This is a genomic window from Escherichia sp. E4930 (assembly GCF_005845405.1).
In the GTDB taxonomy this organism is placed as follows: Bacteria; Pseudomonadota; Gammaproteobacteria; order Enterobacterales; family Enterobacteriaceae; genus Escherichia.
Map to the genome: position 1 here is coordinate 52771 of NZ_VCDZ01000014.1, position 19279 is coordinate 72049.

Genomic DNA, 19279 nt, shown 5'->3' on the forward strand with positions numbered 1-19279 from the left:
CTTTTTTGAGGTGCAAAGTGTTAAAAAAATGTCTTCCCCTGCTGTTGCTGTGCACAGCGCCTGTTTTCGCTAAACCCGTTCTGACTGTTTATACCTACGATTCCTTCGCCGCCGACTGGGGGCCTGGTCCGGTGGTCAAAAAAGCCTTTGAAGCCGACTGTAATTGCGAACTGAAACTGGTGGCGCTGGAAGATGGAGTTTCACTTCTCAACCGTCTGCGGATGGAAGGCAAAAACAGTAAAGCCGATGTGGTGCTGGGGCTGGATAACAACCTGTTAGACGCCGCCAGTAAAACCGGACTGTTTGCCAAAAGCGGTGTGGCAGCGGATGCAGTAAACGTTCCCGGCGGCTGGAATAATGACACTTTCGTACCGTTTGATTACGGCTACTTCGCCTTCGTCTATGACAAGAACAAACTGAAAAATCCGCCGCAAAGCCTGAAGGAGCTGGTTGAGAGCGATCAAAACTGGCGGGTGATTTATCAGGATCCGCGCACCAGTACGCCGGGGCTGGGTCTGCTGTTGTGGATGCAAAAAGTCTATGGCGATGACGCCCCGCAGGCCTGGCAGAAACTGGCGAAGAAAACCGTCACAGTCACCAAAGGCTGGAGTGAAGCCTACGGCCTGTTTTTAAAAGGCGAAAGCGATCTGGTACTGAGTTACACCACCTCTCCGGCTTATCACATTCTCGAAGAGAAGAAAGATAACTACGCCGCTGCGAACTTTAGCGAAGGTCACTATCTGCAAGTGGAAGTTGCCGCCCGCACCGCTGCCAGCAAGCAGCCGGAGCTGGCGCAAAAATTCCTCCAGTTTATGGTTTCTCCGGCTTTCCAGAATGCGATCCCAACCGGCAACTGGATGTATCCGGTGGCAAATGTCACGCTGCCTGCCGGGTTTGAACAATTGACCAAACCAGCAACCACGCTGGAGTTCACGCCAGCCGAAGTGGCGGCACAACGTCAGGCATGGATTAGCGAATGGCAACGCGCCGTCAGCCGTTAATTCCCGGCTGGTTAATTCCAGGTGTAAGCGCCGCTACGCTTGTGGTGGCGGTTGCACTGGCGGCGTTTCTCGCCCTGTGGTGGAACGCGCCGCAGGGTGACTGGGCGGCAATCTGGCAGGACAGCTACCTGTGGCATGTGGTGCGCTTCTCCTTCTGGCAGGCGTTTCTCTCGGCGCTGCTCTCTGTCATACCCGCAATATTCCTTGCCCGCGCGCTTTATCGCAGGCGCTTTCCCGGGCGGTTGGCGCTGTTGCGTCTGTGCGCAATGACCTTGATCCTCCCGGTGCTGGTTGCCGTTTTTGGCATTCTTAGCGTCTATGGTCGCCAGGGCTGGCTGGCATCGCTCTGGCAATCGCTTGGTCTGGAGTGGACGTTTTCGCCCTACGGCCTGCAAGGCATTTTGCTGGCGCATGTATTTTTTAATCTGCCGATGGCGAGCCGCTTATTACTCCAGGCACTGGAAAACATTCCCGGGGAACAACGTCAGCTTGCCGCCCAGCTTGGGATGCGCGGCTGGTATTTTTTCCGCTTCGTCGAATGGCCGTGGTTACGGCGTCAAATCCCGCCGGTTGCTGCGCTTATCTTTATGCTCTGTTTCGCCAGCTTCGCCACCGTGCTATCGCTGGGCGGCGGTCCGCAAGCGACGACTGTCGAGCTGGCTATTTATCAGGCGCTGAGTTACGACTACGATCCTGCCCGCGCGGCGATGCTGGCGCTGATCCAGATGGTGTGCTGTCTCGGTCTGGTGCTGCTGAGTCAGCGATTGAGTAAGGCCATTGCACCTGGCACCACGCTGCTGCAAGGTTGGCGCGACCCGGACGATCGTCTGCATAGCCGCATTTGCGACACGGTGTTAATTGTGCTGGCGCTGCTGCTGTTGCTACCACCGTTACTGGCGGTGATTGTCGATGGGGTAAATCGCCAGTTGCCGGAAGTGCTGGCACAACCGGTGCTGTGGCAGGCTCTGTGGACCTCGTTGCGTATTGCACTGGCGGCAGGCGTATTGTGCGTAGTGCTGACCATGATGCTGCTATGGAGCAGTCGCGAACTGCGGGCGCGACAAAAAATGCTGGCGGGTCAGGCGCTAGAGATGAGCGGCATGTTGATCCTCGCCATGCCGGGGATTGTGCTGGCTACCGGCTTCTTTTTACTGCTCAACAACACTATCGGCCTGCCGCAATCTGCTGACGGCATTGTGATTTTCACCAATGCGTTAATGGCGATCCCTTACGCGCTGAAGGTGCTGGAAAACCCAATGCGCGATATCACCACGCGTTACAGCATGTTGTGTCAGTCGCTGGGTATTGAAGGCTGGTCGCGCTTAAAAGTGGTGGAGCTGCGCGCTCTGAAACGTCCGCTGGCGCAGGCGCTGGCCTTTGCCTGCGTGTTGTCGATTGGTGATTTTGGCGTGGTGGCGTTGTTCGGTAACGATGATTTCCGTACCCTGCCGTTTTATCTCTACCAGCAAATTGGCTCTTATCGCAGCCAGGACGGCGCGGTCACCGCGTTAATTCTGCTGCTGCTCTGTTTTCTGCTGTTTACCGTGATTGAAAAACTACCGGGGCGAAATGTTAAAACTGACTGATATCACCTGGCTTTACCACCATTTGCCGATGCGTTTTAGCTTAACGGTGGAACGCGGCGAGCAGGTGGCGATCCTCGGGCCAAGCGGCGCGGGTAAAAGTACCCTGCTGAATTTGATCGCCGGTTTTCTGACGCCTGCCAGCGGTTCGCTGACTATCGATGGCGTTGATCACACCACAACGCCGCCGTCACGCCGTCCGGTGTCGATGCTGTTTCAGGAAAACAACCTATTCAGTCACCTGACGGTCGCGCAGAACATCGGGCTGGGGCTTAATCCAGGACTGAAGCTGAACGCGGTACAGCAGGAGAAAATGCACGCTATCGCCCGTCAGATGGGGATTGATAATTTAATGGCGCGGTTACCGGGCGAGCTTTCTGGCGGTCAGCGACAGCGTGTGGCATTAGCGCGTTGCCTGGTGCGCGAACAACCGATTTTATTGCTCGATGAGCCGTTCTCCGCGCTCGACCCGGCGCTACGCCAGGAGATGCTGACGCTGGTGAGTACGAGCTGCCAGCAGCAAAAAATGACGTTATTGATGGTGTCGCACAGTGTGGAAGATGCGGCGCGGATCGCCACGCGCTCGGTGGTGGTCGCCGACGGGCGTATCGCCTGGCAGGGTAAGACCGATGAATTGTTGAGCGGTAAGGCGAGTGCTTCGGCACTATTGGGGATTACGGGTTAGTATGCACTGTCGGATGCGGCGTGAACGCCTTATCCGACCTACGGGTGCGTTTTGTCCGCATCAGTCGCCCCGCACAAGACTATGCCCTAAACCCCAACCACTTTACGCAATATATCGATATACATCGGCATCAACGGATGGCGAATTAACACCACCAGCGCCACCACGCCAATGGCAGAAATCAACGGTGCCAGCCACAGCAAATGACCACGCGACAAATAATGACTTAAACGATCGGTTACCTTGCCGCTGCGCCATAATCGCCAGCACAACCAACCGCCAACCCACAAAAACACCGCCGTCGCCAGCAGCAACCATTTAAACTCGCCACTCTGCATTCCGGCAGGAATATCGATCGCCGCGCCTGCCAGAATCCCCGGCAGGAAGTAAAATGGCGGCCACAGCAGGCAGCCGATAATATTTGGCGTGATAAATTTTGCCACCGGCAGATCCAGCATCCCCGCCACCATTGGCACTAGCGGGCGCGTCGGCCCGATAAAGCGCCCGACCAGAATGGTAAACATGCTGTGTTGATGCAGCGCATGTTCAGTTTTATCAAGTAGTGCTTTGTTTTTCTTCAGAAATGACCAGCGATGCAACGGCTTTTTAAACCGCCAGCCCAGCCAGAAGGAGATCCAGTCGCCCATCAGGCAGCCAACAATCCCCGCCAGCCAGGCGTGCCAGAAACTTAACTCGCCGCTACCTATCAGCGCCCCCAGCCCCGCCATCAGCACCGTACCGGGCAGAATCAAACCGACCAGCGCCAGTGACTCCAGAAAGGCCACCAACACCACCGCCATCAATGAATACACAGTGGATTGGGTAATAAAGTGTTCCAGCAATGCTTGCATAATGTGCCTGTCAAATGGACGAAGCAGGGATTCTGCAAACCCAATGCTACTCCGTCAAGCCGTCAATCGTCTGATTCGTTACCAATTATGACAACCTGAGAGCTACATCATTCACTTTTTCTTCACAACCGGCACGGAACTCGCTCGGGCTGGCGCCTGTACATTTTTTAAATACCCGCGAGAAATAGAGCTGATCGTCAAAGCCAACATTGCGTCCGACGGTGGCGATAGGCATACGAGTCGTGCTCAATAGCAGCTTCGCCTGACTGATGCGTTGATCCTCGCGCCAGCTTAAGACACTAATCCCTAATTGCTGGCGGAACAGATGCGACAGACGCGACGGAGACAGGCAAACATGCTGTGCGACACTGGCGATATCAAAATTGCTGTCCGCCAGGTGATCGCTGATGTACTGACAAGCCTCGCGTACCCGATTATCCATTGGCGGATGTAGCGACTCATTAATGACTTCCATGCGCCGCAGTAACAATTGCTCAAGAAGATTTATCGCCAGCAACTCCGAATAGCGCCCTTCCCCTTGTCCAGCATTGATAATTTGCCCGAACAAATCGCTGAAATGCGGCTGATGCGCTTCGTTCGGGCGAAAGAAACCGGTATTGGCAAATATCGACGGCCAGTTAAGCCATTCGTGCCAGTAAGCGCGGGGGCGAAAGTAAACCCACTGGTGATACCATTCGCGGGCCTCCGGATGACGACCATAGTGATGAATTTCTCCCGGCGGGAATAGCAAAATATCGCCTGGCCGGCAGACAAATTCTCGCCCCTGGTTTTTCACTATGCCCTGTCCGCGAATGGTGAGATTGAGAATATAGCCTTTCATTCCCAGCGGTCGGTCGATAAAAAAATCCAGATAACCGTTGGCCTCAATCGGCGTTAAACCCGCCACCAGATGGGCGTTGAACGAGTAACCCGGCAGCAAGGGATCATTTTGCGCTTCAGCCATACTTTTCATACTCCCGCCATTCAGAGAAGAAACCAATTGTCCATATTGCATCAGACATTGCCGTCACTGCGTCTTTTACTGGCTCTTCTCGCTAATCCAACCGGCAACCCCGCTTGTGAAAAGCATTTTGTAACAAAGGGGGGCAAAAGCCATGACAAAAACGCGTAACAAAAGTGTCTATAATCACGGCAGAAAAGTCCACATTGATTATTTGCACGGCGTCACACTTTGCTATGCCATAGCATTTTTATCCATAAGATTAGCGGATCCTGCCTGACGCTTTTTTTCGCAACTCTCTACTGTTTCTCCATACCCGTTTTTTTGGATGGAGTGAAACGATGGCGATTGCAATTGGCCTCGATTTTGGCAGTGATTCTGTGCGAGCTTTGGCGGTGGAATGCGCCACCGGTGAAGAGATCGCCACCAGCGTAGAGTGGTATCCCCGTTGGCAGGAAGGGCAATTTTGTGATGCCCCGAATAACCAGTTCCGTCATCATCCGCGTGACTACATTGAGTCAATGGAAGCGGCGCTGAAAACCGTGCTGGCCGCGCTTAGTGCCGAACAACGCGCTGACGTGGTCGGCATTGGCGTCGACAGTACCGGCTCCACACCTGCACCAATCGACGCCGACGGCAACGTGCTGGCGCTACGCCCGGAGTTTGCCGAAAACCCGAACGCGATGTTCGTTTTGTGGAAAGACCACACGGCGGTTGAAGAAGCGGAAGAGATCACCCGCTTGTGTCATACACCTGGCAAAACTGACTACTCTCGCTATATTGGCGGTATTTATTCCAGCGAATGGTTCTGGGCAAAAATCCTGCATGTGACTCGCCAGGATAGCGCCGTGGCGCAATCTGCCGCATCGTGGATTGAACTGTGCGACTGGGTACCCGCCCTGCTCTCCGGCACCACCCGCCCGCAGGATATTCGCCGCGGACGCTGTAGCGCCGGGCATAAATCTCTGTGGCACGAAAGCTGGGGGCGGCCTGCCGCCAGCCAGTTTCTTTGACGAACTGGACCCGATCCTCAACCGTCATTTACCTTCCCCGCTGTTCACTGACACCTGGACTGCCGATATTCCGGTGGGCACTTTATGCCCGGAATGGGCGCAGCGTCTCGGTCTGCCTGAAAGCGTGGTGATTTCCGGCGGCGCGTTTGACTGCCATATGGGCGCAGTCGGCGCAGGCGCACAGCCTAACGCGCTGGTAAAAGTTATCGGTACTTCCACCTGCGACATTCTGATTGCCGACAAACAGAGCGTTGGCGAGCGGGCAGTGAAAGGTATTTGCGGTCAGGTTGATGGCAGCGTGGTGCCTGGATTTATCGGTCTGGAAGCAGGCCAATCGGCGTTTGGGGATATCTACGCCTGGTTCGGTCGCGTACTCGGCTGGCCGCTGGAACAGCTTGCCGCCCAGCATCCGGAACTGAAAGAGCAAATCAACGCCAGCCAGAAACAACTGCTTCCGGCGCTGACCAAAGCATGGGCCAAAAATCCGTCTCTGGATCACCTGCCGGTGGTGCTCGACTGGTTTAACGGTCGCCGCACGCCAAACGCTAACCAACGCCTGAAAGGAGTGATTACCGATCTGAACCTCGCCACCGACGCTCCGCTGCTGTTCGGCGGTTTAATTGCCGCCACCGCCTTTGGCGCACGCGCAATTATGGAGTGCTTCACCGATCAGGGGATCGCCGTAAACAACGTGATGGCGCTGGGCGGCATCGCGCGGAAAAACCAGGTGATTATGCAAGCCTGCTGCGACGTACTGAATCGCCCGCTGCAAATTGTTGCCTCTGACCAATGCTGTGCGCTCGGTGCGGCGATTTTTGCTGCCGTCGCCGCGAAAGTGCACGCCGACATCCCATCAGCACAGCAAAAAATGGCCAGTGCGGTAGAGAAAACCCTGCAACCGTGCAGCGAACAGGCACAACGCTTTGAACAGCTTTATCGCCGCTATCAGCAGTGGGCGATGAGCGCCGAACAACATTATCTTCCAACTTCCGCCCCGGCACAGGCTGCCCAGGCCGTTCCGACTCTATAAGGACACGACAATGACGATTTTTGATAATTATGAAGTGTGGTTTGTAATTGGTAGCCAGCATCTGTATGGCCCGGAAACCCTGCGTCAAGTCACCCAACATGCCGAGCACGTCGTTAATGCGCTGAATACGGAAGCGAAACTGCCCTGCAAACTGGTGCTGAAACCGCTGGGTACCACGCCGGACGAAATCACCGCAATTTGCCGCGATGCCAATTACGACGAACGTTGCGCGGGTCTGGTGGTGTGGCTGCACACCTTCTCCCCGGCAAAAATGTGGATCAACGGCCTGACCATGCTCAACAAACCGTTGCTGCAATTCCACACCCAGTTTAACGCGGCGCTACCGTGGGACAGCATCGACATGGACTTTATGAACCTGAACCAGACTGCACACGGCGGTCGCGAGTTCGGTTTCATCGGCGCGCGTATGCGTCAGCAACATGCCGTCGTCACCGGTCACTGGCAGGATAAACAAGCACATGAGCGTATCGGCTCCTGGATGCGTCAGGCGGTATCTAAACAGGATACCCGTCATCTGAAAGTCTGCCGTTTTGGCGATAACATGCGTGAAGTGGCGGTCACTGACGGCGATAAAGTTGCCGCACAGATCAAGTTCGGTTTCTCCGTCAATACCTGGGCGGTTGGCGATCTGGTGCAGGTAGTAAACTCCATCAGCGACGGCGATGTTAACGCGCTGGTCGATGAGTACGAAAGCAGCTACACCATGACGCCTGCCACACAAATCCACGGCGAAAAACGACAGAACGTGCTGGAAGCGGCGCGTATTGAGCTGGGGATGAAGCGTTTCCTGGAACAAGGTGGCTTCCACGCTTTCACTACTACCTTTGAAGATTTGCACGGTCTGAAACAGCTTCCTGGGCTGGCCGTACAGCGTCTGATGCAGCAGGGCTACGGCTTTGCGGGCGAAGGCGACTGGAAAACTGCCGCCCTGCTTCGCATCATGAAGGTGATGTCAACCGGTCTGCAGGGCGGCACCTCCTTTATGGAGGACTACACCTATCACTTCGAGAAAGGTAATGACCTGGTGCTCGGCTCCCATATGCTGGAAGTCTGCCCGTCGATTGCCGTAGAAGAGAAACCGATCCTCGACGTTCAGCATCTCGGTATTGGTGGTAAGGACGATCCTGCCCGCCTGATCTTCAATACCCAAACCGGTCCAGCGATTGTCGCCAGCCTGATCGATCTCGGCGATCGTTATCGTCTGTTGGTTAACTGCATCGACACGGTGAAAACACCGCACTCCCTGCCGAAACTGCCGGTGGCGAATGCGCTGTGGAAAGCGCAACCGGATCTGCCAACTGCTTCCGAAGCGTGGATCCTTGCTGGTGGTGCGCACCATACCGTCTTCAGCCATGCGCTGAACCTTAACGATATGCGCCAGTTCGCCGAGATCCACGGCATTGAAATCACGGTGATTGATAACGACACCCGCCTGCCAGCGTTTAAAGACGCGCTGCGCTGGAACGAAGTGTATTACGGATTTCGTCGCTAAGTAGCCGCATCAGGTATGTAACGCCTGATGCGACGCTGGCGCGTCTTATCAGGCCTACGCGCTGCGATTTTGTAGGCCGGATAAGCAAAGCGCATCCGGCATTCAGCGCCTGATGCGACGCTGGCGCGTCTTATCTGACCTACGCGCTGCGATTTTGTAGACCGGATAAGCAACGCGCATCCGGCACGAAGGAGTCAACATGTTAGAAGATCTCAAACGCCAGGTTTTAGAAGCCAACCTGGCGCTCCCAAAACACAACCTGGTCACTCTGACCTGGGGCAACGTCAGCGCCGTTGATCGCGAGCGCGGCGTCTTTGTGATCAAACCTTCCGGCGTCGATTACAACATCATGACCGCCGACGATATGGTCGTGGTCAGCATCGAAACCGGTGAAGTGGTTGAAGGTACGAAAAAGCCCTCCTCCGACACGCCAACTCACCGACTGCTCTATCAGGCATTTCCGTCCATTGGTGGCATTGTTCACACGCACTCCCGCCATGCCACCATCTGGGCGCAGGCGGGTCAGTCAATTCCGGCTACCGGCACCACTCACGCCGACTATTTCTACGGCACCATTCCCTGCACCCGCAAAATGACCGACGCCGAAATCAATGGCGAATATGAGTGGGAAACGGGCAAAGTGATCGTTGAAACCTTCGAAAAACAGGGTATCGACGCAGCGCAAATGCCTGGCGTACTGGTCCATTCTCACGGTCCGTTTGCGTGGGGTAAAAACGCCGAAGATGCGGTGCATAACGCTATCGTGCTGGAAGAGGTCGCTTATATGGGGATTTTCTGCCGCCAGCTGGCCCCGCAGCTCCCTGATATGCAGCAAACCTTGCTGGATAAACACTATCTGCGTAAGCATGGTGCAAAGGCGTATTACGGGCAGTAATGACTGTATAAAACCACAGCCAGTCAAACGAAACCAGGCTATACTCAAGCCTGGTTTTTTATTGGATTTTCAGCGTGGCGCAGGCAGGTTTTATCTTAACCCGACACTGGCGGGATACCCCTCAAGGGACCGAAGTTTCTTTCTGGCTGGCAACGGACAACGGGCCGTTGCACGTTACGCTTGCGCCGCAAGAATCCGTGGCGTTTATTCCCGCCGATCAGGTTCCCCGCGCTCAGCATATTTTGCAGGGTGAACAAGGTTTTCGCCTGACGCCGCTGGCGTTAAAGGATTTTCACCGCCAGCCGGTGTATGGCCTTTACTGTCGCGCTCATCGCCAGTTGATGAATTACGAAAAGCGCCTGCGTGAAGGTGGCGTTACCGTCTACGAGGCTGATGTGCGCCCGCCTGAACGCTATCTGATGGAGCGGTTTATCACCGCTCCGGTGTGGGTCGAGGGAGATATGCGCAATGGCGCTATCGTAAATGCTCGCCTGAAACCGCATCCCGACTATCGTCCGCCGCTCAAGTGGGTTTCTATTGATATTGAAACCACCCGCCACGGTGAGCTGTACTGCATCGGCCTGGAAGGTTGCGGGCAGCGCATCGTTTATATGCTGGGGCCAGAGAATGGCGACGCCTCCGCGCTCGATTTCGAACTGGAGTACGTTGCCAGCCGCCCGCAGCTGCTGGAAAAACTTAACGCCTGGTTTGCAAACCACGATCCCGATGTGATCATCGGCTGGAACGTGGTGCAGTTCGATCTGCGAATGCTGCAAAAACATGCCGAGCGTTACCGTATTCCACTGCATCTGGGGCGCGATAACAGCGAGCTGGAGTGGCGCGAGCACGGCTTTAAAGACGGCGTCTTTTTCGCCCAGGCCAAAGGTCGGCTAATTATCGACGGTATCGAGGCGCTGAAATCCGCGTTCTGGAATTTCTCTTCATTCTCACTGGAAACTGTCGCTCAGGAGCTATTAGGCGAAGGAAAATCTATCGATAACCCGTGGGATCGAATGGACGAAATTGACCGTCGTTTCGCCGAAGATAAGCCCGCGCTGGCGACTTATAACCTGAAAGATTGCGAACTGGTAACGCAGATTTTCCACAAAACTGAAATCATGCCGTTTTTGCTCGAACGAGCAACGGTGAACGGCCTGCCGGTGGATCGACACGGCGGTTCGGTGGCAGCGTTTGGTCATCTCTATTTCCCCCGTATGCATCGCGCTGGTTATGTCGCGCCTAATCTCGGCGAAGTGCCGCCGCACGCCAGCCCTGGCGGCTACGTGATGGATTCGCGGCCTGGGCTTTATGATTCAGTATTGGTGCTGGACTACAAAAGCCTGTACCCGTCGATCATCCGCACTTTTCTGATTGATCCCGTCGGGCTGGTAGAAGGCATGGCGCAGCCTGATCCACAGCACAGTACCGAAGGTTTTCTCGATGCCTGGTTCTCGCGGGAAAAACATTGCCTGCCGGAGATTGTGACTAACATCTGGCACGGGCGCGATGAAGCCAAACGTCAGGGCAACAAGCCGCTGTCGCAGGCGCTGAAGATCATCATGAATGCCTTTTATGGCGTGCTCGGCACCACCGCCTGCCGCTTTTTCGATCCGCGCCTGGCCTCGTCGATCACCATGCGTGGTCATCAGATCATGCGGCAAACCAAAGCATTGATCGAAGCGCAGGGCTACGACGTGATCTACGGCGATACCGACTCAACGTTTGTTTGGCTGAAAGGCGCACATTCGGAAGAAGAGGCGGCGAAAATCGGTCGTGCACTGGTGCAGCACGTTAACGCCTGGTGGGCGGAAACGCTGCAAAAACAACGGCTGACCAGCGCATTAGAACTGGAGTATGAAACTCATTTCTGCCGTTTTCTGATGCCAACCATTCGCGGAGCCGATACCGGTAGCAAAAAACGCTACGCCGGGCTGATTCAGGAGGGTGACAAACAGCGGATGGTGTTTAAAGGGCTGGAAACCGTGCGCACCGACTGGACGCCGCTGGCCCAGCAGTTTCAGCAGGAACTTTACCTGCGCATCTTCCGCAACGAGCCATATCAGGAATACGTACGCGAAACCATCGACAAACTGATGGCGGGTGAACTGGATGCCCAACTGGTTTACCGTAAACGGCTGCGCCGTCCGCTGAGCGAATATCAGCGTAATGTACCGCCACATGTACGCGCTGCACGCCTTGCCGATGAAGAAAACCAAACTCGCGGTCGCCCCTTGCAATACCAGAACCGTGGCACCATTAAGTACGTATGGACCACCAACGGACCGGAGCCGCTGGACTACCAACGTTCACCGCTGGATTACGAACACTATCTGACCCGCCAGCTTCAGCCAGTGGCGGAAGGAATACTCCCCTTTATTGAGGATAATTTTGCTACACTTATGACCGGGCAACTTGGGCTATTTTGAGCAAAAAAAGAGTTCGTCAGATACCATTTTGATGCGTGACGAATGCCTTGCCATCCAGTACCATAGCGCCCTTTCCATTCCTGGACCTGAATAACACCACTACCACATTAGCCTGGTAGCGGGTAGTTATTGCCTGCAATTAAAGATATAGAGCCAAACACATATGCCTTTTACACTTGGTCAACGCTGGATCAGCGATACAGAAAGCGAATTAGGACTTGGAACCGTTGTCGCGGTGGATGCGCGAACTGTCACATTACTTTTCCCATCTACTGGTGAAAACCGTCTGTACGCACGCAGTGATTCCCCCGTGACCCGCGTGATGTTCAACCCTGGTGATACCATTACCAGCCATGACGGCTGGCAGATGCAAGTCGAAGAAGTAAAAGAAGAAAATGGCTTGCTGACCTATATCGGTACTCGCCTGGATAATGAAGAGTCCGGCGTTGCCCTGCGTGAAGTTTTCCTTGATAGCAAACTGGTGTTCAGCAAACCGCAGGACCGTCTGTTTGCCGGGCAGATTGACCGTATGGACCGCTTTGCGCTGCGTTATCGCGCGCGTAAGTATTCCAGCGAACAGTTCCGTATGCCGTACAGCGGCCTGCGCGGTCAGCGTACCAGTCTGATCCCGCACCAGCTCAACATCGCTCATGATGTTGGTCGCCGCCACGCGCCGCGCGTTCTGCTGGCTGACGAAGTGGGGTTAGGGAAAACCATTGAAGCCGGGATGATCCTGCATCAGCAGTTGCTCTCTGGCGCTGCTGAACGTGTGCTGATTATCGTACCGGAAACTTTACAGCATCAGTGGCTGGTAGAAATGCTGCGCCGTTTCAACCTGCGCTTTGCTCTGTTTGATGATGAGCGTTATGCCGAAGCTCAGCACGATGCTTACAACCCGTTCGATACCGAACAGCTGGTGATTTGCTCGCTGGATTTTGCCCGTCGTAGCAAACAGCGTCTGGAACACCTCTGTGAAGCCGAGTGGGATCTGCTGGTGGTCGATGAAGCGCATCACCTGGTGTGGAGCGAAGATGCGCCGAGCCGTGAATATCAAGCTATTGAACAACTGGCAGAGCACGTGCCGGGCGTTCTGCTGCTGACCGCAACCCCGGAACAGCTGGGTATGGAAAGCCACTTCGCCCGTCTGCGTTTGCTGGACCCGAACCGTTTCCACGATTTCGCGCAGTTCGTTGAAGAGCAGAAAAATTATCGTCCGGTTGCGGACGCCGTTGCCATGCTGCTGGCAGGTAACAAACTGAGCAATGACGAACTGAACATGCTCGGTGAGATGATCGGCGAGCAGGATATTGAGCCGCTGTTGCAAGCAGCAAACAGCGACAGCGAAGATGCACAGAGCGCCCGTCAGGAACTGGTTTCGATGCTGATGGATCGCCACGGCACCAGCCGCGTGCTGTTCCGTAACACGCGTAACGGTGTGAAAGGCTTCCCGAAACGCGAGCTGCACACTATTAAGCTGCCGCTGCCGACGCAGTATCAGACCGCAATTAAAGTGTCCGGCATTATGGGCGCACGCAAAAGTGCGGAAGATCGCGCTCGCGATATGCTCTACCCGGAGCGTATTTATCAAGAATTTGAAGGTGATAACGCCACCTGGTGGAACTTCGATCCGCGCGTTGAGTGGCTGATGGGCTACCTGACCAGCCATCGCTCTCAGAAAGTGCTGGTGATCTGCGCCAAAGCCGCTACCGCGCTGCAACTGGAGCAAGTACTGCGCGAACGTGAAGGTATTCGCGCCGCAGTGTTCCACGAAGGCATGTCGATTATCGAACGTGACCGCGCTGCCGCCTGGTTTGCTGAAGAAGACACCGGTGCGCAGGTACTGCTGTGCTCGGAAATCGGTTCTGAAGGACGTAACTTCCAGTTCGCCAGCCACATGGTAATGTTCGATCTGCCGTTCAACCCGGATCTGCTGGAGCAGCGTATTGGTCGTCTGGATCGTATTGGTCAGGCGCACGATATTCAGATCCATGTGCCTTATCTGGAGAAAACCGCTCAGTCGGTGCTGGTGCGCTGGTATCACGAAGGTCTGGATGCATTCGAGCACACCTGCCCGACCGGACGCACTATTTACGATAGCGTATACAACGATCTGATTAACTATCTGGCTTCACCGGATCAAACCGAAGGCTTTGACGATCTGATCAAAAACTGCCGCGAGCAGCATGAAGCGCTGAAAGCACAGCTGGAACAGGGTCGTGACCGCCTGCTGGAAATCCATTCCAACGGTGGCGAAAAAGCCCAGGCACTGGCAGAAAGCATTGAAGAGCAGGATGACGATACTAACCTGATCGCCTTCGCCATGAACCTGTTCGATATCATCGGTATCAATCAGGACGATCGCGGCGACAACATGATCGTGCTGACGCCGTCCGATCATATGCTGGTGCCGGACTTCCCTGGCCTGTCGGAAGACGGTATTACCATCACCTTCGACCGTGAAGTGGCGCTGGCGCGTGAAGATGCACAGTTTATTACCTGGGAGCATCCGCTCATCCGCAACGGTCTGGATCTGATCCTTTCTGGCGATACCGGTAGCAGCACGATTTCACTGTTGAAAAACAAAGCGTTGCCGGTAGGTACGCTGTTGGTGGAACTGATTTATGTCGTTGAAGCCCAGGCGCCGAAGCAGTTGCAGCTCAACCGCTTCCTGCCGCCGACACCGGTACGTATGCTGCTGGATAAAAACGGCAACAACCTGGCGGCGCAGGTGGAGTTTGAAACCTTTAACCGTCAGCTTAACGCGGTGAACCGTCACACCGGCAGCAAACTGGTTAACGCCGTGCAGCAGGATGTTCACGCTATCCTTCAGCTGGGTGAAGCGCAGATCGAGAAATCTGCCCGTGCATTGATTGATGCAGCGCGTAACGAAGCCGACGAAAAACTGTCTGCCGAGCTGTCTCGTCTGGAAGCGCTGCGCGCAGTGAACCCGAACATTCGTGACGACGAACTGACCGCCATTGAAAGCAACCGTCAGCAGGTAATGGAAAGCCTGGATCAGGCAGGCTGGCGTCTGGATGCCCTGCGTTTGATCGTTGTGACGCATCAGTAACGGAGCCGAAAATGGGGATGGAAAACTACAATCCACCGCAGGAACCCTGGCTGGTTATCCTGTATCAGGATGACCACATTATGGTGGTCAACAAGCCGAGCGGTTTGTTGTCTGTACCGGGTCGTCTGGAAGAGCACAAAGACAGCGTGATGACGCGCATTCAGCGTGATTATCCGCAGGCAGAATCGGTGCATCGTCTGGATATGGCTACCAGCGGCGTGATTGTAGTGGCGCTGACCAAAGCCGCGGAGCGGGAATTAAAACGCCAGTTCCGCGAGCGCGAGCCGAAAAAGCAGTATGTGGCCCGCGTCTGGGGGCATCCATCCCCCGCAGAAGGTCTGGTGGATCTACCGCTGATTTGCGACTGGCCAAACCGCCCGAAACAGAAAGTCTGTTACGAAACGGGCAAGCCTGCGCAGACGGAATATGAAGTGGTGGAGTATGCGGCGGATAACACGGCAAGAGTGGTGTTAAAACCGATTACCGGGCGTTCGCATCAGTTGCGTGTGCATATGCTGGCGCTGGGTCATCCGATTCTCGGCGATCGTTTTTATGCATCACCAGAAGCGAGAGCAATGGCACCGCGTTTGTTGCTGCATGCGGAGATGCTGACAATTACTCATCCGGCGTATAGCAATAGTATGACGTTTAAAGCGCCAGCGGATTTTTAATCGTCACGCTGGCGAAGTTCGGTAGGCCGGAGAAGGCGTTCACGCCGCATCCGGCAATTTTGCGCCGATTGCCTGATGCGACGCGGGTCGCGTCTTATCAGGCCTACACTTTGAAACTTATTTAAATCCTTTCTGCTGCTTAATCAGCTCATACGCCTGCTGAATTTCCTGCGCTTTTTGCTTCGCCATCTCCATCATCTCTGGCGGTAAACCTTTCGCCACCAGCTTATCCGGATGGTGTTCACTCATCAGCTTACGGTAGGCGCGTTTAATGGTGGTCGCCTCATCCGTTGGCTTCACGCCCAGCACATTACAGGCATCTTCCAGCGTCGGGCCACGCTGCGCTTGCTGCCAGTTACCACCGCCGGACTGCTGCTGATAACCGCCGCCAAACTGTGCACCGCCCTGCATCATGCGCAGAAACTGATCAAACTGGGCGCGGGAGATCCCTAATTCTTCAGCAATGACATACAGCACCGCTCGCTCATTCGGATGCAGCGAACCATCAGCAAATGCCGCCTGAATCTGGATCTCCAGAAACATGCGAATTAAATCAAAACGCCCGAAGCAGACACTGCGGAACTGACGCATCTTTTCGCGCAGTGGGTAATTGTCTGATTTTCCCACCCGGAACGCATTTTGTGCCGCAGTACGGGAAGCACCATGAAGATTCATTCGCTCCATCAGCTGGCTGGCGATATGAATATCAGCCTCGGTAACGCGACCTTTGGATTTGGTTAAATGCCCCATCACTTCAAAAGTGGTGGCAAAAAACAGCGCCTGACGCTCGCGCTGGTTGGCGAACCACGCCATCTTGCGGCTACGGGCTTTATCAAACATATGGCCAATTAACAGGCCTAACACTACGCCCCAAAAGCCGCCGCCCATCAGTAAGGCCACGGCCACGCCAATGATTTTTCCCCAATACTGCATATATTCCCCAAATGGACTTACGGAAACCAGCGCTATCTCCCACAATATAAAGGTGCTTTTACCGTTTTCCGGCTGCGGTCAATTGTGGGACATCGCCTATAATTTGCATTATCATACCTGTCATTCAATGCCGTGCCTAACACCACAGACGCTATTCGGACAGGATTAACACTAGCGTAGAGATGACGAGTACGTTAGTCTCTGACCGTTTGTCACGCGCAACGTTACCGATGATGGAACAATAAAATCAACGTATGAAAAAACGTATCCCCACTCTCCTGGCCACCATGATTGCCACCGCCCTTTATAGTCAACAGGGACTGGCAGCCGACCTCGCCTCACAGTGCATGTTGGGCGTGCCAAGCTATGACCGTCCTCTGGTACAGGGCGATACCAATGACCTACCCGTGACGATTAATGCTGACCATGCAAAGGGGAACTACCCCGATGACGCCGTGTTTAGCGGCAGCGTGGATATCATGCAGGGTAACAGCCGTCTGCAGGCCGATGAAGTACAGCTTCATCAAAAAGAGGCGCCAGGCCAACCGGAGCCGATACGTACCGTCGATGCGCTCGGTAATGTCCATTACGACGATAACCAGGTGATCCTCAAAGGGCCAAAAGGCTGGACGAATCTGAACACCAAAGACACCAACGTCTGGGAAGGTGATTATCAGATGGTGGGGCGTCAGGGGCGCGGTAAAGCAGACCTGATGAAACAGCGTGGCGAAAACCGCTATACCATTCTGGATAACGGTAGCTTTACCTCCTGTCTGCCGGGTTCTGACACCTGGAGCGTGGTAGGTAGCGAAATTATTCATGACCGCGAAGAACAAGTTGCGGAGATCTGGAACGCCCGCTTTAAGGTGGGTCCGGTACCGATCTTTTATAGCCCGTATTTGCAGTTGCCGGTGGGCGACAAACGTCGCTCTGGTTTCTTGATCCCGAACGCCAAGTACACCACCACCAACTACTTTGAGTTCTACCTGCCGTATTACTGGAACATCGCGCCAAATATGGATGCCACCATCACGCCGCATTATATGCATCGTCGTGGCAACATTATGTGGGAAAACGAATTCCGTTATCTCACCCAGGCCGGCGCAGGCTTGATGGAACTGGACTATCTGCCTTCGGATAAAGTCTATGAAGATGAACATCCAGAAGATAGCAATTCACGCCGTTGGTTGTTCTACTGGCAACACTCTGGAGTGATGGACCAGGTTTGGCGCTTTAACATCGACTACACCAAAGTCAGCGACCCGACCTATTTCAATGATTTTGATAATAAATATGGTTCCAGTACCGATGGTTACGCCACGCAAAAATTCAGCGTGGGCTATGCGGTGCAGAACTTTGACGCCACGCTTTCGACGAAACAATTCCAGGTTTTTGATGATACCAGTGGCAACAGCTATGCCGCTGAACCACAGTTAGACGTCAACTACTACCATAATGATCTCGGCCCGTTTGATACCCGAGTTTATGGTCAGGCAGTGCATTTTGTTAATACAAACAGCAACATGCCGGAGGCTACTCGCGTTCATCTGGAGCCGACGATCAACCTGCCGTTATCTAACACCTGGGGCAGTATCAATACCGAAGCGAAGCTACTGGCTACCCATTATCAGCAGACCAATCTCGACTGGTATAACAGCAACCCACAAAACAATAAGTTGGCAGATTCTGTTAACCGCGTAATGCCGCAATTTAAAGTTGACGGCAAAATGGTCTTCGAACGTGATATGGAAATGCTGGCGCCGGGTTACACCCAGACGCTGGAGCCGCGCGCACAATACCTGTATGTGCCGTATCGCGATCAGAGCGACATCTATAACTATGACTCCTCATTGCTGCAATCCGACTACTCGGGCCTGTTCCGGGACCGGACTTATGGCGGTCTTGACCGTATTGCTTCCGCGAACCAGGTCACGACCGGTATCACAACTCGCGTATATGATGATGCAGCCGTTGAACGTTTTAATATTTCCGTTGGTCAAATCTACTATTTCACGGAGTCTCGCACTGGCGATGACAACATAACATGGGAGAATGACGACAAAACGGGCTCACTGGTATGGGCAGGCGATACCTACTGGCGCATCTCCGAGCGCTGGGGATTGCGTGGCGGTATTCAGTACGATACTCGTCTTGATAACGTAGCCACCAGTAACACCAGCATTGAATACCGTCGGGATGAAGACCGTCTGGTACAGCTGAACTATCGCTACGCCAGCCCGGAATATATTCAGGCTACACTGCCTAAATACTATTCCACTGCCGAGCAGTATAAGAATGGCATTTCGCAGGTGGGTGCAGTCGCTAGCTGGCCAATCGCCGATCGTTGGTCGATTGTCGGGGCGTACTACTACGACACCAACGCGAACAAGCAAGCCGACTCAATGTTAGGTGTGCAATACAGCTCCTGCTGCTATGCGATTCGCGTCGGTTATGAGCGTAAGCTGAACGGTTGGGATAACGATAAACAACATGCGATATATGACAACGCAATCGGCTTTAACATCGAACTTCGTGGCCTGAGTTCCAACTACGGTCTGGGTACGCAAGAGATGCTGCGTTCGAACATTCTGCCGTATCAAAACTCTTTGTGATTTGTTGATTTACCACGTAATCCGCAGTGCGGTTA

Annotated in this window: 12 protein-coding genes and 1 pseudogene; 10 read left to right on the plus strand and 3 right to left on the minus strand. The window is 54.4% G+C overall.

Annotation, left to right across the window (positions count from 1 at the left end; all coding sequences use genetic code 11):
- Positions 1-17: 17 nt before the first annotated feature.
- Genes thiB through thiQ form a run of 3 tightly spaced genes read left to right on the plus strand, consistent with a single transcriptional unit; the run spans position 18 to position 3269 of the window.
- Positions 18-1001, plus strand: a complete 984-nt coding sequence (gene thiB / locus FFT88_RS15820) for a thiamine ABC transporter substrate binding subunit (protein ID WP_001469031.1) — start codon at positions 18-20, stop codon at positions 999-1001.
- Positions 977-2587, plus strand: a complete 1611-nt coding sequence (gene thiP / locus FFT88_RS15825; protein ID WP_135404075.1) for a thiamine/thiamine pyrophosphate ABC transporter permease ThiP — start codon at positions 977-979, stop codon at positions 2585-2587. The genes thiB and thiP overlap by 25 nt, the downstream gene beginning before the upstream one ends.
- Entirely contained in the window at positions 2571-3269 is a 699-nt protein-coding gene (gene thiQ, locus FFT88_RS15830) for a thiamine ABC transporter ATP-binding protein ThiQ (RefSeq protein ID WP_130217440.1), read from the plus strand. The genes thiP and thiQ overlap by 17 nt, the downstream gene beginning before the upstream one ends.
- A gap of 86 nt (positions 3270-3355) precedes the next feature.
- On the opposite strand, the gene FFT88_RS15835 is transcribed toward thiQ, so the two are convergent.
- Entirely contained in the window at positions 3356-4120 is a 765-nt protein-coding gene (locus FFT88_RS15835) for a DedA family protein (protein ID WP_135404074.1), read from the minus strand.
- 85 nt (positions 4121-4205) lie between these two features.
- A complete protein-coding gene (araC, locus tag FFT88_RS15840) occupies positions 4206-5084 on the minus strand; it encodes an arabinose operon transcriptional regulator AraC (protein WP_130217548.1) in 879 nt (292 codons plus the stop codon).
- A gap of 338 nt (positions 5085-5422) precedes the next feature.
- Between araC and araB the strand changes: the two are divergent.
- The 6 genes and pseudogenes from araB to rluA all read left to right on the plus strand — a co-directional run bounded on the left by araB (position 5423) and on the right by rluA (position 15699).
- Positions 5423-7124 (plus strand): annotated as a pseudogene (araB, locus tag FFT88_RS15845) (ribulokinase).
- A gap of 10 nt (positions 7125-7134) precedes the next feature.
- The gene (gene araA / locus FFT88_RS15850) at positions 7135-8637 is read left to right on the plus strand and encodes an L-arabinose isomerase (protein ID WP_135404073.1); all 1503 of its coding nucleotides are present in this window, start codon (positions 7135-7137) and stop codon (positions 8635-8637) included.
- Positions 8638-8836: 199 nt separating this feature from the next.
- Entirely contained in the window at positions 8837-9532 is a 696-nt protein-coding gene (araD, locus tag FFT88_RS15855; protein ID WP_135404072.1) for an L-ribulose-5-phosphate 4-epimerase, read from the plus strand.
- A 74-nt stretch (positions 9533-9606) separates the two neighbouring features.
- Positions 9607-11958: a DNA polymerase II gene (polB, locus tag FFT88_RS15860; protein ID WP_135404071.1), complete on the plus strand. Its 2352-nt coding sequence runs from the start codon at positions 9607-9609 to the stop codon at positions 11956-11958.
- A 163-nt stretch (positions 11959-12121) separates the two neighbouring features.
- Complete coding sequence (gene rapA / locus FFT88_RS15865) at positions 12122-15028, plus strand: RNA polymerase-associated protein RapA (RefSeq protein WP_130217450.1); 2907 nt, start codon at positions 12122-12124, stop codon at positions 15026-15028.
- Between the two features lie 11 nt (positions 15029-15039).
- Entirely contained in the window at positions 15040-15699 is a 660-nt protein-coding gene (gene rluA / locus FFT88_RS15870) for a bifunctional tRNA pseudouridine(32) synthase/23S rRNA pseudouridine(746) synthase RluA (protein ID WP_097768558.1), read from the plus strand.
- 117 nt (positions 15700-15816) lie between these two features.
- On the opposite strand, the gene djlA is transcribed toward rluA, so the two are convergent.
- Positions 15817-16632: a co-chaperone DjlA gene (gene djlA, locus FFT88_RS15875; RefSeq protein WP_130204881.1), complete on the minus strand. Its 816-nt coding sequence runs from the start codon at positions 16630-16632 to the stop codon at positions 15817-15819.
- Positions 16633-16886: 254 nt separating this feature from the next.
- Between djlA and lptD the strand changes: the two genes are divergently transcribed.
- Positions 16887-19244 (plus strand): LPS assembly protein LptD, encoded by a 2358-nt coding sequence (gene lptD, locus FFT88_RS15880; protein WP_130217452.1) that lies wholly within the window; start codon positions 16887-16889, stop codon positions 19242-19244.
- The last annotated feature ends 35 nt before the right edge of the window (positions 19245-19279 follow it).

Bases quoted from the DNA above. Each gene is read 5' to 3' on its own strand.
- rapA (WP_130217450.1), top strand. From the start codon at position 12,122: ATGCCTTTTACACTTGGTCAACGCTGGATCAGCGATACAGAAAGCGAA.
- thiQ (WP_130217440.1), top strand. From the start codon at position 2,571: ATGTTAAAACTGACTGATATCACCTGGCTTTACCACCATTTGCCGATG.
- araC (WP_130217548.1), bottom strand. From the start codon at position 5,084: ATGGCTGAAGCGCAAAATGATCCCTTGCTGCCGGGTTACTCGTTCAAC.
- lptD (WP_130217452.1), top strand. From the start codon at position 16,887: ATGAAAAAACGTATCCCCACTCTCCTGGCCACCATGATTGCCACCGCC.
- araD (WP_135404072.1), top strand. From the start codon at position 8,837: ATGTTAGAAGATCTCAAACGCCAGGTTTTAGAAGCCAACCTGGCGCTC.
- FFT88_RS15835 (WP_135404074.1), bottom strand. From the start codon at position 4,120: ATGCAAGCATTGCTGGAACACTTTATTACCCAATCCACTGTGTATTCA.
- djlA (WP_130204881.1), bottom strand. From the start codon at position 16,632: ATGCAGTATTGGGGAAAAATCATTGGCGTGGCCGTGGCCTTACTGATG.
- thiP (WP_135404075.1), top strand. From the start codon at position 977: ATGGCAACGCGCCGTCAGCCGTTAATTCCCGGCTGGTTAATTCCAGGT.
- rluA (WP_097768558.1), top strand. From the start codon at position 15,040: ATGGGGATGGAAAACTACAATCCACCGCAGGAACCCTGGCTGGTTATC.
- araA (WP_135404073.1), top strand. From the start codon at position 7,135: ATGACGATTTTTGATAATTATGAAGTGTGGTTTGTAATTGGTAGCCAG.